This is a genomic window from Ruegeria sp. HKCCD6604, from assembly GCF_013110635.1.
Taxonomy (GTDB): Bacteria; Pseudomonadota; Alphaproteobacteria; order Rhodobacterales; family Rhodobacteraceae; genus Ruegeria.
In genome coordinates this window covers 12889-28633 of record NZ_WVQW01000007.1, presented here as the reverse complement: position 1 = coordinate 28633, position 15745 = coordinate 12889, and the positions used below count along the sequence as shown (strand labels likewise).

At 59.0% G+C, this 15745-nt stretch carries 17 protein-coding genes; 14 read left to right on the top strand and 3 right to left on the bottom strand.

From position 1 onward, the window contains the following. Positions 1-122: 122 nt before the first annotated feature. The 14 genes from rpsM to GS614_RS15810 all read left to right on the top strand — a co-directional run bounded on the left by rpsM (position 123) and on the right by GS614_RS15810 (position 13575). Positions 123-491: a 30S ribosomal protein S13 gene (gene rpsM / locus GS614_RS15875; protein ID WP_008757392.1), complete on the top strand. Its 369-nt coding sequence runs from the start codon at positions 123-125 to the stop codon at positions 489-491. Positions 492-506: 15 nt separating this feature from the next. After that, positions 507-896, top strand: coding sequence for a 30S ribosomal protein S11 (gene rpsK / locus GS614_RS15870; RefSeq protein ID WP_008757289.1), 390 nt, complete (start codon positions 507-509; stop codon positions 894-896). A 114-nt stretch (positions 897-1010) separates the two neighbouring features. Beyond that, the gene (locus tag GS614_RS15865; protein ID WP_117870179.1) at positions 1011-2027 is read left to right on the top strand and encodes a DNA-directed RNA polymerase subunit alpha; all 1017 of its coding nucleotides are present in this window, start codon (positions 1011-1013) and stop codon (positions 2025-2027) included. Positions 2028-2157: 130 nt separating this feature from the next. Beyond that, positions 2158-2580 (top strand): 50S ribosomal protein L17, encoded by a 423-nt coding sequence (gene rplQ, locus GS614_RS15860; protein ID WP_152456909.1) that lies wholly within the window; start codon positions 2158-2160, stop codon positions 2578-2580. Positions 2581-2740: 160 nt separating this feature from the next. After that, the gene (locus GS614_RS15855; protein ID WP_171616745.1) at positions 2741-4126 is read left to right on the top strand and encodes a trypsin-like peptidase domain-containing protein; all 1386 of its coding nucleotides are present in this window, start codon (positions 2741-2743) and stop codon (positions 4124-4126) included. Between the two features lie 3 nt (positions 4127-4129). Next, positions 4130-5440 (top strand): AAA family ATPase, encoded by a 1311-nt coding sequence (locus GS614_RS15850; RefSeq protein WP_171616744.1) that lies wholly within the window; start codon positions 4130-4132, stop codon positions 5438-5440. A 98-nt stretch (positions 5441-5538) separates the two neighbouring features. Then, the gene (locus tag GS614_RS15845) at positions 5539-6345 is read left to right on the top strand and encodes a crotonase/enoyl-CoA hydratase family protein (protein ID WP_171726771.1); all 807 of its coding nucleotides are present in this window, start codon (positions 5539-5541) and stop codon (positions 6343-6345) included. A gap of 120 nt (positions 6346-6465) precedes the next feature. After that, positions 6466-7509 (top strand): RluA family pseudouridine synthase, encoded by a 1044-nt coding sequence (locus GS614_RS15840; protein WP_171726770.1) that lies wholly within the window; start codon positions 6466-6468, stop codon positions 7507-7509. Beyond that, positions 7506-8177 carry an HAD-IA family hydrolase gene (locus tag GS614_RS15835; protein ID WP_171171040.1) on the top strand — a complete coding sequence of 224 codons (672 nt, stop codon included), beginning with the start codon at positions 7506-7508 and terminating at the stop codon, positions 8175-8177. The genes GS614_RS15840 and GS614_RS15835 overlap by 4 nt, the downstream gene beginning before the upstream one ends. Before the next feature lie 3 nt (positions 8178-8180). Further along, positions 8181-8888, top strand: a complete 708-nt coding sequence (locus GS614_RS15830; RefSeq protein ID WP_171726769.1) for an ATP12 family chaperone protein — start codon at positions 8181-8183, stop codon at positions 8886-8888. Positions 8889-9093: 205 nt separating this feature from the next. Further along, the gene (locus GS614_RS15825; RefSeq protein WP_152456916.1) at positions 9094-10110 is read left to right on the top strand and encodes an amino acid ABC transporter substrate-binding protein; all 1017 of its coding nucleotides are present in this window, start codon (positions 9094-9096) and stop codon (positions 10108-10110) included. Between the two features lie 126 nt (positions 10111-10236). Further along, the gene (locus tag GS614_RS15820; protein ID WP_152456917.1) at positions 10237-11469 is read left to right on the top strand and encodes an amino acid ABC transporter permease; all 1233 of its coding nucleotides are present in this window, start codon (positions 10237-10239) and stop codon (positions 11467-11469) included. A gap of 3 nt (positions 11470-11472) precedes the next feature. Then, positions 11473-12771 carry an amino acid ABC transporter permease gene (locus GS614_RS15815; RefSeq protein ID WP_171119635.1) on the top strand — a complete coding sequence of 433 codons (1299 nt, stop codon included), beginning with the start codon at positions 11473-11475 and terminating at the stop codon, positions 12769-12771. Positions 12772-12783: 12 nt separating this feature from the next. Next, positions 12784-13575 carry an amino acid ABC transporter ATP-binding protein gene (locus GS614_RS15810; RefSeq protein WP_171726768.1) on the top strand — a complete coding sequence of 264 codons (792 nt, stop codon included), beginning with the start codon at positions 12784-12786 and terminating at the stop codon, positions 13573-13575. A 49-nt stretch (positions 13576-13624) separates the two neighbouring features. Here GS614_RS15810 and GS614_RS15805 read toward each other — a convergent pair whose 3' ends face one another. The 3 genes from GS614_RS15805 to argB are packed head-to-tail and all read right to left on the bottom strand — an operon-like array spanning position 13625 to position 15694. Beyond that, positions 13625-14122, bottom strand: a complete 498-nt coding sequence (locus GS614_RS15805; protein WP_171119633.1) for a histidine phosphatase family protein — start codon at positions 14120-14122, stop codon at positions 13625-13627. Continuing rightward, entirely contained in the window at positions 14119-14805 is a 687-nt protein-coding gene (locus tag GS614_RS15800) for a ferredoxin (RefSeq protein ID WP_253285403.1), read from the bottom strand. Before GS614_RS15800 ends, GS614_RS15805 begins: the two co-directional genes overlap by 4 nt. Before the next feature lie 25 nt (positions 14806-14830). Then, positions 14831-15694, bottom strand: a complete 864-nt coding sequence (argB, locus tag GS614_RS15795) for an acetylglutamate kinase (protein WP_171119631.1) — start codon at positions 15692-15694, stop codon at positions 14831-14833. Positions 15695-15745: the final 51 nt, after the last annotated feature.

The window sequence follows — 15745 nt, the reverse complement described above, 5'->3', positions numbered from 1 at the left end:
ATTCGTCCCAACCGCCCCGACCACCTCGAATAATGCTGAACCCTCTGGCCACACTGCCACGGTAAAGCGTTGTGAAAAAAGGTTCTGGAGTTACGGAACCGCAACGAAAAGGAAAGTGACACGTGGCACGTATTGCCGGCGTAAACATCCCGACTGCAAAGCGGGTACCTATCGCCCTCACATATATCACCGGTATCGGAAACACTTCGGCCAAAGCAATCTGCGAAGCCGTAGGTATTGAAGCGCACCGTCGCGTCAACGAACTGTCCGACGCCGAAGTTTTGGCCATCCGCGAGCACATCGATGCAAATTTCACCGTTGAAGGTGACCTGCGTCGCGAAGTTCAGATGAACGTCAAGCGCCTGATGGACCTGGGCTGCTATCGCGGTCTGCGTCACCGCCGCAACCTGCCGGTTCGCGGTCAGCGTACCCACACCAACGCTCGTACCCGCAAAGGCCCCGCAAAGGCCATCGCTGGTAAGAAGAAATAAGGGAGGGTCTGACCGATGGCACGTGACAAGACTCGCGTTAAGCGCAAAGAGCGTAAGAACATCGCATCGGGCGTTGCCCATGTGAATTCGACCTTCAACAACACCAAGATCCTGATCTCGGACGTACAGGGCAACGCCATCTCGTGGTCGTCTGCCGGTACCATGGGCTTCAAGGGATCGCGGAAATCGACCCCCTACGCCGCTCAGATGGCTGCCGAAGACGCAGGCAAGAAGGCGCAGGAACATGGCGTCAAGACGCTGGAAGTCGAAGTTCAGGGCCCCGGTTCGGGCCGTGAATCGGCACTGCGCGCGCTGGCTGCCGTGGGCTTCAACATCACGTCGATCCGCGACGTGACGCCGATTGCTCACAACGGCTGCCGTCCGCCGAAGCGTCGTCGCGTCTAAGCGATTTTGAATTGAGCTGGGGCTGTGTTTCTGCACGGCCCCAGCACGTCATTTTGAACCTCGGGCGTCTGCACCTTGTTGGTCATGGGGCGCGGACAGGAATGGAGGGATTACATGATCCACAAGAATTGGGCAGAATTGATCAAGCCGACCCAGCTGGAAGCCAAGCCGGGCAATGATCCTGCACGTCAGGCCACCCTGGTTGCCGAACCGCTGGAGCGTGGCTTTGGTCTGACCTTGGGCAACGCCCTGCGCCGCGTCCTGATGAGCTCGCTGCAAGGTGCGGCCATCACCAGCGTCCAGATCGACAACGTCCTGCACGAGTTTTCGAGCGTGGCAGGCGTTCGTGAAGACGTCACCGACATCATCCTGAACCTCAAGCAGGTTGCCCTGCGCATGGAAGTCGAAGGCCCCAAGCGCCTGTCGATCAATGCCAAAGGCCCCGCGGTCGTCACTGCGGGTGACATCAGCGAAAGCGCCGGCATCGAGGTTCTGAACCGTGATCACGTCATCTGCCACCTCGACGATGGCGCTGACCTGTTCATGGAACTGACCGTCAACACTGGCAAAGGCTATGTCTCGGCCGAGAAGAACAAGCCCGAAGACGCGCCTATCGGCCTGATCCCGATCGATGCGATCTATTCGCCGGTCAAAAAGGTCGCTTATGACGTTCAGCCGACCCGTGAAGGTCAGGTTCTGGACTATGACAAACTGACCCTGAAGATCGAAACCGATGGTTCGATCACGCCGGAAGACGCACTGGCCTTTGCCGCTCGTATCCTTCAGGATCAGCTGTCGATCTTCGTCAACTTCGACGAGCCGGAATCGGCAAGCCGCCAGGACGAAGACGATGGTCTGGAGTTCAACCCGCTGCTGCTGAAGAAGGTGGACGAGCTGGAACTGTCGGTCCGTTCGGCAAACTGCCTGAAGAACGACAACATCGTCTATATCGGTGATCTGATCCAGAAGACCGAAGCCGAGATGCTGCGCACCCCGAACTTCGGCCGCAAGTCGCTGAACGAGATCAAGGAAGTGCTGTCCGGCATGGGCCTGCACCTGGGCATGGATGTCGAGGATTGGCCGCCGGACAACATCGAAGATCTGGCCAAGAAATTCGAAGACGCGTTCTAAGCGCGTCTTCCCCAATGCCCGGCCCGAAGTGGGAATATCCGGGGACCATATGGGCATTCCCGCCCCAAGGAGAGCCGGTGACACGCATCGCCGGCCAGACAAAGCAAAACGCGAAAGAAGGAACTAGAAAATGCGTCACGCACGTGGTTACCGCCGCCTGAACCGTACTCATGAGCACCGCAAGGCGCTGTTTGCGAACATGGCTGGCTCGCTCATCGAACATGAGCAAATCAAAACGACTCTGCCCAAGGCAAAAGAACTGCGCCCGATCGTTGAAAAACTGATCACTCTGGGCAAGCGCGGCGACCTGCACGCCCGCCGTCAGGCCGCAGCACAGCTGAAGGAAGACAAAGACGTCGCCAAGCTGTTCGAAGTTCTGGGCCCCCGCTACGCCGAGCGTCAGGGCGGTTATGTCCGCATTCTGAAAGCTGGCTTCCGCTATGGCGATATGGCCCCGATGGCGATCATCGAATTCGTTGATCGTGATCTGGACGCCAAAGGTGCGGCTGACAAAGCCCGCGTTGCCGCCGAAGAGGCAGCAGACGAAGAATAAGATCTGACCCAAGGTCACGGTCGAACCTCCGTTCGGGAAACCGGGCGGAGGTTTTTTCGTTATGGCATGTCCGACATGTTGCGGGGCATACCCGACCGCCGACTTGCAATTCAGATTTTGTGTCAGCATATCTGGGCCAATCGCAAAAAACGGAGCCACCATGATCCGCGTAATGCTGACCCTTGTTGCCTTGACCTGCGCGACGCAAGGAATGGCCGAAACGAAAGTTCCGCAGTCACAGGCCGAGATTTCGTTGGGATTTGCCCCGGTCGTGAAACAGGCATCGCCGGCGGTTGTGAACATCTATGCCAAGATCGTCCGGCAGGGCCGGGCAAGCCCGTTTTTCTCGGACCCGTTCTTTCAGGATTTCTTTGGCCGGGGGTTTGGCGAACCACGTCAGCGGGTTCAAAACTCGTTGGGTTCCGGGGTTATCCTGTCTGACGATGGGTATGTTGTTTCCAACTATCACGTGGTCGGATCCGCGACCGAGATCCGGGTCGTGACCACCGATCGGCGCGAGTTTTCGGCCGAGGTTGTGCTGGGCCATGAGGAAAGCGATATTGCGATCCTGCGTTTGAAAGAGGCCGAAGACCTGCCCTACCTGACCCTTCGCGATTCCGACCAGGTCGAGGTTGGAGAGCTGGCGCTGGCCATCGGAAACCCGTTCGGGGTGGGGCAGACGGTATCGTCCGGCATCATCTCGGGGCTGGCGCGCACGGGCACGGCAACCGGAAATGGCCGCGGATATTTCATCCAGACGGATGCGGCAATCAACCCGGGCAACTCCGGTGGGGCGCTGATCGATGTGAATGGCCAGCTGATCGGGATCAATACCTCGATTCTGACCCGATCGGGTGGGTCAAACGGAATAGGCTTTGCCATCCCCGCCAATCTGGTGGCGCAATTCCTCAAGCAGGCGCAGCAGGGAAACGAAACCTTCGTCAGCCCGTGGGCGGGAATGTCGGGTCAACACATGAGCGCGGATATCGCGGAATCCCTTGGCCTGGCCATCCCGTTGGGCGTTGTGATCTCTGATCTGCATGAGCTCAGCCCTTTGCGCGACGCAGGGTTCAGAGTGGGAGACGTGGTAACCCATGTGGACGGGGACGAGGTCAATTCACCCGCCGAGATGAAGTTTCGGATGTCGGTCGCCGGAGTGGGCGGAACCTCGGTTCTGACCCGTCTGCGCGGCGACCAAAGTGAAGATGTCGAGGTGGCGCTTATCAAAGCCCCCGATGTTCCGGCCGCCGAAGAAACGACGTTGAATGACAGAACCGTTCTTCCGGGGTTGGTGGTGTCCCGGGTCAATCCCGCGGTGATCACCAGGATGGGATTGTCGCTGTCGCTGACCGGTGTCGTCGTGGTGGATCCCGGCCCGTATGGCGGAAGGGCGGGTTTGCGAACCGGTGATATTCTTGAAAGCATCAATGCCGATGAGATCCATCGCCCTCGGGACGTTGAGACCGCGCTGACCGATCCGGGCCGTTACGTGCAGATAGGTCTGGTGCGCGGGGGGCGGTCCGTCTCTTTGCGGTTCCGGTTGTGACCTGTGAGTGATCTGTTCGATACCGGGGCGGCAGAACCTGCCGCTTCTCCTCACCGGCCTCTGGCTGACCGGTTGCGGCCTCGATCCCTGGCCGAGGTGATCGGGCAGGAGCAGGTGCTGGGCCCCGAGGCCCCTCTGGGTGTCATGCTGGCGGCAGGCAGTCTGTCCAGCCTGATCTTCTGGGGCCCTCCCGGAGTTGGAAAGACCACGATTGCACGGCTGTTGGCACAGGAAACCGATCTGCACTTCGTTCAGATCAGTGCGATCTTTACCGGTGTGCCGGATCTGAAGAAAGTCTTCGAGGCCGCGAAGATACGCCGCCAGAACGGGCAGGGCACCTTGTTGTTCGTGGACGAGATTCACCGCTTCAACAAGGCTCAGCAAGATGGGTTTCTGCCCCATATGGAAGACGGGACAATCCTGTTGGTCGGCGCAACCACCGAGAACCCGTCATTCGAACTGAATGCCGCTGTGCTCAGCCGGTCGCAAGTGCTGGTGCTGGAACGGCTGAGCCTTGCCGATCTGGAGCGTTTGACCCAGCGGGCTGAGAAAGAGTTGGGCCACGCGTTGCCATTGACGCCTGCCGCCCGCGATGCGTTGCAAGAGATGGCCGATGGCGACGGTCGGGCTTTGCTGAACCTGATCGAACAGGTTTCGGCGTGGAAGGTGGACGCGCCGCTGGCCCCCGACGCGCTGTCAACGCGTTTGATGCGGCGGGCTGCAAAATACGACAAATCCGGTGATGAGCATTACAACCTGATCTCGGCCCTGCACAAATCGGTGCGCGGATCTGACCCCGATGCGGCCCTGTATTGGTTCGCGCGCATGCTGACCGGGGGCGAAGATCCGCGGTATCTTGCGCGCAGGATCACACGCATGGCGGTCGAGGACATAGGCCTGGCCGATCCGCAGGCGCAGGCCATTTGTTTGCAATCGTGGGAAACCTACGAACGTCTGGGTTCACCCGAGGGCGAGTTGGCGCTTGCTCAGGCGCTGGTCTATCTTGCCCTGGCGCCAAAATCCAACGGCGCCTATGTCGGTTACAAGGCGGCAATGCGGCTGGCCAAGCAATCCGGCAGCGAGCCACCGCCAAAGCATATCCTGAACGCGCCGACTTCTTTGATGAAGGATCAGGGTTACGGCGCGGGCTATGCCTATGACCATGATGCCGAGGACGGGTTTTCCGGTCAGAACTACTTCCCCGAGACGATGAAACGCCCGGTGTTGTATCAGCCGGTCGAGCGCGGTTTCGAGCGTGAGCTAAAGAAACGCCTCGATTACTTTGCCAAGCTGCGGACACAGCGGAACAGCTAGTTACGCAGGGTCAGTCGTAAAGGTTCCGCGGCGTCACAGGCGACAGGATTGAAGTTGGACGCTTCCCTTGGGTCAACGCTTGCAGGGGAGGACTTGATATGCCGGTTTCAATCGAAAAATCCGAAGATGTCTGGACCGTCATTCACGACAGGCCGGATGCGCGGAACGCCGTTGATACGAAACATGCCGAGGCTCTGGTTGAGGCATTTCTGAGTTTCGAGGCCAGTTCGGCCAAGGCTGCGGTATTCTGGGGTAAAGGTGGCAATTTCTGTGCAGGGTGGGATCTGAAACTTGCCGCATCGCTGGCCGATCCCGAACGGCGCGAGGCGTATTTCGACAAACATGGTTTTCCCATCGGTTCGGCCCCGTCAACGCTGGGGCCCATGGGGCCGTCGCGGCTGGAGCTTTCGAAACCTGTCATCGGCGCGATAGAGGGCGCGGCAGTGGCCGGAGGAATGGAGCTTGCCTTGTGGTGCGATATCCGGGTCATGGCGGAAACGTCTTACTTGGGTGTGTTTTGCCGCCGCTGGGGGATTACCCTGATGGATGGTGGTTCGGTCAGGTTGCCGCGTCTGGTGGGGCAGGGCAAAGCATTGGAGATTGCTCTGACCGGGCGCAAGGTCGAGGCGGAGGAGTGTTACAGAATTGGGCTGGCGGAAAAGGTCGTTCCACATGGCACAGCACGAAAGGCGGCTGAAGACATGGCACATGATATCGCCCGTTTCCCGCAAGAGGCCGTTCGGGCAGACCGCCGGTCGATCATCGAAACCCGTGGAATGCCGGTACGTGACGCGCTCAAGGTCGAATGGGCCAACGGGTTGGACGCCATTCGCCGTGAAGGTACAGCTGGGGCTGCCCGTTTCCGGGATGGGGCAGGGCGGCACGGCGACTTCTCGAACATCTGAGAACCATAGCCAGATACCTTGACTCTTGCCGCGTTGCGCGCGACAGACGCCCATGATTTCTGGGACACGGGTAAACACGCAATCCGGGCGGATCACCCGCGCGGAACAAGGGGTAATGGCATGAGTGGCGTACAGATGATTACAGTCGCTGAAGGGGATGGGGACCAGCGCGTGGATCGTTGGCTGCGCCGCCTGTTTCCGCATGTCAGCCAGGGCCGCATTGAAAAGATGTGCCGCAAGGGGGAATTGCGTGTTGACGGAAGCCGCGCCAAGGCCTCGACCCGGTTGGAGGCAGGGCAGGTGGTTCGCGTGCCGCCCCTTCCGGATGCCGATCACAAACCGGCCGAGGTCAAGCATCGTATCTCGGATGCGGATGCCAAGATGATCCAGTCCTGCGTGATCTACCGCGACGATCACATTCTGGCCCTGAACAAGCCGCATGGCCTGCCGGTGCAAGGCGGCAGCGGGCAGACCCGGCATGTTGACAGCCTGTCCGAAGCATTGCGGTTCGGCTATGACGAGAACCCTCGGCTGGTCCATAGATTGGACAAGGACACGTCAGGTGTTCTGCTGCTGGCCCGCACGCGGGAGGCCGCCAAGGGTCTGACGGCCGCCTTCCGTCATCGTGATACGCGCAAGATCTACTGGGCGCTGGTTGCCGGTGTTCCGACACCGTACCTGGGTGAGATCAAAACCGGCCTTGTCAAAGCGCCGGGTCATGGCAAGCACGGTGAGGGTGAAAAGATGATCCCCGTGCATATGAACGAAATTGACAGCACTCCGGGCGCAAAACGCGCGCATACGCATTACGCAACACTCTATCGAGTTGCCGGCCGCGCCGCCTGGGTCGCGATGGAGCCGATCACCGGACGTACGCACCAATTGAGGGCGCATATGGCCGCAATCGGACATCCGATTATCGGCGACGGAAAATACGGCGGTTCGGGTCAGGAAAACCTTGGCGACGGATGGGGCGCGCAACTGGGTGGGATCATCAGCAAAAAGCTGCATCTGCACGCACGGCGACTGTCCTTCCTGCATCCGGTGACGCGGAAACCAGTGACCGTGACGGCGCCCTTGCCCGAGCATATGAAGCACAGCTGGGACACGTTCGGATGGAGCGAGGATCTGGCGGCTGACGACCCGTTTGAGGAACTGCAATGAGCGCACCCTTGCGGCTGGTCCTGTTCGACGTCGACGGTACTCTGGTCGACAGTCAGGGCAGCATCGTTCATTCCATGACCGCCAGCTTTCAGGCCGCTTCCGTGCCGGTTCCGACGCGAAAGGCGATCCTGTCCATTGTCGGCTTGTCGCTGCCGCATGCCATCGCCAGGTTGGCGCCGGAACAGCCTCTTTCGGTCCAGAACGATCTGGTCGACGGGTATAAAGAGGCCTATCACGCCCATCGTCTTGAATTGGGCGCGGCAAGTTCGCCGTTGTACCCCGGTGCGCGCGAGGCGATTGAAGCGTTGCATGCCGTGCCCGAAGTGCTTCTTGGCGTGGCAACCGGCAAGTCGCAGCGCGGGTTGGACGCATTGATCGAAGCCCACGGGCTGGAACCGTATTTCGTGACCCGGCAGGTCGCGGATCACCACCCGTCAAAGCCGCATCCGTCCATGGTGCAGACCGCATTGGCGGAAACCGGGGTCGATCCGGCCTGCGCAGTGATGATCGGCGACACGAGCTTTGACATGGATATGGCCGCGGCCGCCGGTGTTCGCGGCATCGGCGTCATCTGGGGCTATCATGACCGATCGGCTCTGACCGCAGCTTCTTGCATTATCGAAACCTTTGACCAGTTGCCCAATGCGCTGGCTGGGATGTGGAATTGAAAGATGAGTGACTGGAAACCGAAACGCTTCTGGAAGGACAGCACCGTTGTCGCGGTTGATGGCGGCTTCACCGTCGAACTGGATGGCCGCAGGGTCAAAACACCCGCCGAGGCAGACCTGATCCTGCCAACCCGCCCCATGGCCGAAGCGGTGGCAGGGGAATGGGACGCGCAGGAAAAAGAAGTTGATCCTGCCGTGATGCCTTTCACCCGTTCTGCAAATGCAGCGATAGACAAAGTCCGCATCCAGCACGGGGAAGTGGCCGACATGCTGGCCGATTATGGCGATTCCGATTTGTTGTGTTATCGCGCAACCCACCCGCAGGAGTTGCAGGATCGTCAGAGCGCCGAATGGGATCCCGCCCTGGATTGGGCCGAGACCGCGCTGTCTGCCCGTCTGGTTCCGGTTGCGGGCGTCCTGCATCAGCCGCAGCCGGAATCCGCCCTGGCGACATTGCGTTCTCGGGTGCACGGGCTGGATGCGTTCCAACTGGCCGCTTTTCACGATCTTGTCAGCTTGTCGGGGTCATTGATTCTTGGCTTTGCGGCCGCCATGAATTGGCGCAATCCGGACGAAATATGGCGCATTTCAAGATTGGATGAAACCTGGCAAATTGAACAATGGGGCCATGACGAAGAAGCCCATCAGGTTGCCGAGGCCAAGAAAGCAGCCTTTATGCATGCCAAACGCTTCTTTGAATTATCGGTTTGATCCTAAATTCCGGTTTTTTGAGCAAATCTGTAAACAGCTTGGGGCCTGATCCATCGATTTCGATGATCCGGCCCTTGACGTTTGTTTATGAATACGCCCAAACTCAGTGCCACTAAAGGGGAGACACCTTTGGGGTAACCTATCCGGCATCCACTTGCCGGGCAGAGCCGTCTCGGACGAGGCGGAAAATCAGGAAGAGGTAAAAATGAAAAAATCCGTAATCTTGGGCGCGGCAACGATTGCCGGTCTTGCTGCTGGCGCAGCCATGGCAGGGACCGTTGACGACGTTAAAGCACGCGGCAAGCTGAATTGTGGTGTGACCACCGGTCTGGTTGGTTTTGCTGCGCCCGACGCAAATGGCGAATGGCAAGGCTTTGACGTATCGCTGTGCCGCGCCGTTGCTGCTGCCGTTCTGGGTGACGCCAACGCCGTTGAATTCGTTCCGACCACTGGTAAGACACGTTTTACCGCTCTGGCCTCGGGCGAGATCGACATGCTGGCAAGAAACACCACCTGGACCTTCAGCCGCGACGTCGACCTGAAGTTCGAATTCACCGGTGTGAACTATTATGACGGTCAGGGCTTCATGGTTCCCAAGGCGCTGGGCGTCAGCTCGGCCAAGGAACTGGACGGCGCCCGTGTCTGCATCCAGACCGGCACCACCACCGAGCTGAACCTGGCCGATTTCTTCCGTGCCAACAACATCAGCTACGAGCCGGTTCCGATCGAAACCAACGCCGAAGCGCAGCAGCAGTACCTGGCTGGTGCATGTGACGTTTACACCACTGATGCATCGGGCCTCGCCGCAACCCGCGCCACCTTCGAAGCGCCGGACGAGCACATCCTGCTGCCCGAAATCATCTCGAAAGAGCCGCTGGGCCCGCTGGTCCGTCATGGCGACCACGAGTGGGGCGACGTTGTCCGCTGGACCCTGAACGCACTGATTTCGGCTGAAGAGCTGGGCGTGACCTCGGCAAATATCGACGAACTGAGCGCTGGCACCGACAACCCGGAAATCAACCGCCTGCTGGGTACAGAAGGCACTCTGGGTGAAATGCTGGGTCTGGACGCCGACTGGGCGGCCAAAGCGATCAAAGCTGGCGGCAACTATGGTGAAATCTTCGCCAAGAACATCGGTGAAGAAACACCGATCGGCCTGGCGCGCGGCCTGAACGCACAGTGGACCGAAGGCGGCCTGCTGTACTCGCCGCCGTTCCGTTAAGGCATCAATGGAAGAGGGCGCGGGGCAACCTGCGCCCTCTTCTACAATAAATTGCTGCGGGCAGATGCAGAGCGGGGAAAACCTCGCCGAAATGAAACAGCTCGCAAGCCACGGGGATCCCAAAATATGTCGACTATGACTGACCCACCGAAAGCTGATTTTCGGTTGTCTATGCTCATAAACGATACCCGCTATCGCTCTCTTACATTTCAGGTGATTGCGGCCATCGTCATTGCGCTTTCCATCTGGTATCTGGGCAACAACCTGATCCAGAACCTCAGGGCCGCAGGGCTCAATATTTCCTATGCTTTCCTCGGCGATTCCGCCGGGTACGACATCAACCAGCGTCTTGTTGAATATGACAGTCAGTCATCGCATGCACGCGCGGCACTTGTCGGTTTGCTGAACACACTGCTCGTGGCCTTCCTGGCCTGTATCACCGCAACGGTTTTCGGTGTGATCGCGGGTGTTCTGAGACTGTCGAACAACTGGCTCGTGTCGAAGCTGATGGCAGTATATGTCGAGATCTTCCGGAACATCCCGGTTCTGATCTGGATCATCATCATCTTCACGATCATGACGGCCGTGCTGCCGGCGCCCAGCGCGTTCCGGGGGGAAAACCCGACGTCTTCAATGCTGTTTGGGTCCTTCGCCTTTACCAATAGAGGCATTTATTTTCCCCGTCCCGAGTTCGCCAATGGCCTGTTTGCATCGACAGCCCTGAACTGGTTGCTGGTCATCGCCGTCTTGATCGGATCGTGGTTCGTTAGTGGCGAAGTCGAAAAACGCGCGACCAAGAAGCAGGAAGAAACTGGCGAGCGCCCCGCGACGCTGTTGCCGAAACTGGCAATCTGGCTGGTGCCTTTTGTGCTGTTGATGATCATCATGGGCCTGACCTGGGATGTCCCCGAGCTGAAGCGCTTTAACTTCAGCGGTGGACTGAATGCCGGTGGTCCACTGATTGCGCTGTGGTTTGCCCTGTCGATCTATACCGGTGCCTTTATCGCGGAAAACGTGCGTGCGGGTATTCAGGCGATCAGCAAAGGTCAGACCGAGGCGGCCGCCGCGTTGGGCCTGCGTCAGGGACGGATCATGAAACTGGTCATCCTGCCCCAGGCATTGCGGGTCATCATCCCGCCGCTGATCTCGCAGTATCTGAATATCACCAAGAACTCGTCTCTCGCGATTGCCGTTGGCTATGCGGATATCACCGCAACACTGGGTGGTATTACCCTGAACCAGACCGGCCGGGCGATTGAATGCGTTCTGCTGCTGATGTTGTTCTACCTCACGGCCTCGCTGCTGATTTCGACGGGGATGAACATCTACAACGCTTCCGTCAAGCTGAAGGAGCGCTGAGCCATGAGTGATCAAGCAACAAACCCGATCGCCTTCGTGGCCGAAGGCACCATCCCGCCCTCACCGCCGCCGGCAAATGAGACCGGCGTCATCAAATGGCTGCGCGAGAATCTGTTCTCAGGGGTCGTCAACTCGATCCTGACAGTTCTGTCGCTGATCCTGATCTACATTCTTCTCAAGAATACCTTGCCATGGATTCTGAACGGAGTGTGGAATGCCAACTCGCTCGCGGAATGCCGCGAGATTCTGGGGGACAAGACCGGAGCCTGTTTCGCGGTTCTGACGGAACGCTGGCCTCAGCTGATCTATGGGTTCAAGTACCCCGTCGATGCCTATTGGCGGCCGAACCTGGCCTTTGTTCTGATGCTGGTGGCGATTGCGCCGGTGCTGTTCTTTGACTTGCCTCGCAAGATGCTGTTGTTCACTGCGGTCTATCCCTTCCTGGCTTTCTGGCTGATCTGGGGTGGCACGATCCTCGTGCCTCTGGTTGCACTAGTTGGCTGCATAGCCGCCGGTGGTGTCTTCCAGAAGCTGGGCAACAACAACTTTGCCGCCGGGTTCTTCGGAGCAATTGTGACGGCACTTGTCATCTGGAACGTCGGAGGGGCCCTGATCCCGGAAGGCGCATCAGAGAATGCGTGGCTGACGGCCGTTCCCAGCCGTGACCTGGGCGGTTTCATGCTGAACATGATGCTGGGCGTAACCTGTGTGTCGCTGTCGGTACCACTTGGGATCGCACTGGCCTTGGGGCGACAGTCGAACATGCCGCTGATCAAGTGGGTCTGCGTCATCTTCATCGAGTTCATCCGCGGCGTGCCTTTGATCACGCTGCTGTTCGTGGCTTCGGTGATGCTGGCCTATTTCTTCCCGCCTGACAGCACGGTCGACCTGTTCCTGCGCGTTGTGATCATGATCACCATGTTCTCGTCCGCCTATATCGCCGAGGTGATCCGCGGCGGCCTGGCAGCGCTTCCGCGCGGGCAGTACGAGGCCGCAGACAGTCTTGGGTTGGATTATCCGCAGGCGATGCGGCTTATCATCTTGCCGCAGGCGCTGAAGATCTCGATCCCCGGGATTGTGAACGTGGCCGTGGGCCTGTTCAAGGATACGACACTGGTTTCGGTCATTTCGATGTTCGATCTGGTGGGCATGATCCGGGGACCCATCCTGGCGTCGACCGAATGGAACGGCGTCTACTGGGAGCTTCTGGGCTTTGCCGCGCTTCTGTTCTTCGTCGTCTGCTACGGCATCTCTCAATATTCTCAGTGGCTCGAGCGTCGCCTTGCCACAGATCATCGTTAAGGAGTTCAACACATGTCTGAACTTGCAATCGACCGCGAAATCGACCGCTCCAAGATGCAGGTGAGCGACGAGGTCGCCATCGAAATCAACCAAATGAACAAGTGGTACGGGTCCTTCCACGTGCTGCGCGACATCAATCTGACCGTCAATCAGGGCGAGCGGATCGTGATCGCGGGCCCGTCGGGTTCGGGCAAGTCCACCCTGATCCGCTGCCTGAACGCGCTGGAAGAACACCAGCAAGGCAAGATCGTGGTGGACGGGATCGAGCTGTCGAATGACCTGAAGAACATCGACAAGATTCGCTCCGAGGTCGGAATGGTGTTCCAGCACTTCAACCTGTTCCCGCATCTGACCATTCTGGAAAACTGTACGCTGGCCCCAATCTGGGTGCGCAAGACGCCCAAGAAAGAGGCCGAAGAGCGCGCGATGCACTTCCTGGAAAAGGTGAAAATTCCCGAACAGGCCGACAAGTATCCCGGTCAGCTTTCGGGTGGTCAGCAGCAGCGTGTGGCGATTGCCCGCTCGCTCTGCATGATGCCGCGGATCATGTTGTTCGATGAACCGACATCGGCGCTGGACCCCGAGATGATCAAAGAGGTGCTCGACACCATGATCGAACTGGCCGAGGAAGGCATGACCATGCTGTGCGTGACTCACGAGATGGGTTTTGCCCGCCAGGTCGCCAACCGCGTGATCTTCATGGATGCCGGTCAGATCGTGGAACAGAACGAACCCGAAGAGTTCTTCAACAACCCGCAAAGCGAGCGGACCAAACTGTTCCTGAGCCAGATTCTGGGTCACTGACCTGCACAAAGGCTGAAAGAATTATGGCGGGGTGTTGCCCCGCCTTTTTCTATTCGATCAACTCACGCGGGATGGTGAACCCCAGCACCGTCCCGGTTTGCCATCGGACCTCGGCCCAGCTGTTTAAGTCGAACGACATGACGGTTGTTGCACAGGTTGGATAATCGAAAAAGCGTGTATGATTTGGCGGTTGTCGCACCAGACGGTTGGCAAAATCGGCGATCCCGGGATTGTGGCCCAGCATCAATACCGCCGGTTCCGTAGCACCTGAAAGCTCTCGCAGCATGACCTTTGAATCAGCGTGGTAGAGCGCGCTGTGAAAGCTGACTTTATCGGCCTGCAAACCCATGCGATCCCATGTCTCGCGGGTGCGAGTTGATGTAGAGCTTAGGACTTCATCCGGCAACCAACCGTGGTGACGCAACCAAGCAGCGATGGCCGGGGCTGACTTTCGTCCACGCTTGTTCAGCGGGCGGTCATGATCGCCAAGACCCGGGCTATCCCAGCTGGATTTCGCATGACGTGTCAGGATCAGAATTCGGGTCATGACGGATGAAAGGCTTTCATGTGATGGGCCGATTGTTCCGGGTCGCGTCCTGCGCCCGCGCTCAGAGGGCAGGCTAGGCGGGCCAGACACCCGCCCGCCATACAGGTTTGACCTTCAGCGGTGCCCAGATAGTCGTGGCATGCAGCGACATCATAGAACTCCTGCGCGTTCAGCGCGCTGACCGGACAGGTCGTCGTGCAAGGCGCGGCGCAGCTTTCGCAAGGCGACACGCCGGAAGGGGCCGGGATGGCGAACTCTTCGGCAAAATGCAGTGCGCCCCGATAGGAAATCATCATCCCAACGGTATCATGCACCAATGCCCCGACCGGGCTGCTGAACGTCCGCCCAGATTTGAGCGCCCAGTCAATGAATGGCGTGTACGGAGGGCCGCCGAACGGGAAATACGCCTGTGCGCCGAGCCTTTCGGCCATCTGACCGACGATCCTTTGCGACCATCGGTCAACGGGGTCGGCCTGGTGCCATTCCGGTGAGGCCTTTAGTACGGGCCAGAATTCCGGCCCGGCCCCCAACAGGATCAGCGTACCGGTTTCGAGGTCTTTGGCTGCAACGTGGCGAGGATGCAGCGCGCCCATGACCAACAATCCAGTATCACGGGCGACGTTTTCAACCTGTTCATAAGGCGTCGCGTCAGGATCAGAGGAAGGCTGTGCAAGATGTGTCATGTCTCCACCTCCTCTCTTGCGGGGATCAGTCCGGGCGTATCAGCGACCCGGCCCCATGTTCGGTGAACAGCTCCAGCAGCACGGCATTGGGTGCGCGCCCATCAAGTATGACGACAGCCCGAACGCCGCTGTGCAGGGCGTCCAGTGCGGTTTCTGTCTTGGGTATCATACCGCCTGCAATGGTGCCTTCGCGGGTCATTTCCCTTATCTGACCGGCCTTGAGTTCGGTCACGACATCGCCCGCCGCGTTCTTGACACCGGAAACATCCGTCAACAGCAACAGACGGTCTGCCTTGAGCGAAGAAGCGATTGCCCCGGCTGCCGTGTCACCATTGACGTTGAATGTTTCACCGTCGCGGCCTGCACCAAGCGGGGCGATGACCGGAATCACGTCATGTGAGAACAGATCATGCAGGATCTTCGGATTCATCTCGGCAGGGGTGCCGACAAAACCCAGCGACGCATCCGTCTGATCGCAGACCATCAGGCCTGCGTCCTTGCCGGACAGGCCCACGGCTGATCCGCCCTGATCATTGATCGCCTGTACGATGCGCTTGTTCACGAGCCCGGACAGAACCATTTCGACCACTTCAACCGTGGCCTTGTCGGTCACTCGCTTGCCGTTCACGAATTCGGATTGAATGTCCAACTTGCCCAGCATTGCATTGATCATCGGACCACCGCCGTGGACGACCACCGGGTTTACACCCACCTGGCGCATCAGAACCACGTCCCGGGCAAAGCTTTCCATCGCCTCGTCGCTGCCCATGGCGTGTCCGCCAAGTTTGATGACGACGATGGCTCCATCATAGCGCTGCAGATAGGGCAGGGCGCTGTTGAGTGTGGCTGCGGTGGCGATCCAGTCCCGGTTCATATCTCGTGTCTTCATAGCTAAAGTCCTTCTGGAAAACCGTGTTAGGACCTTTGCCCCACGCTGCCA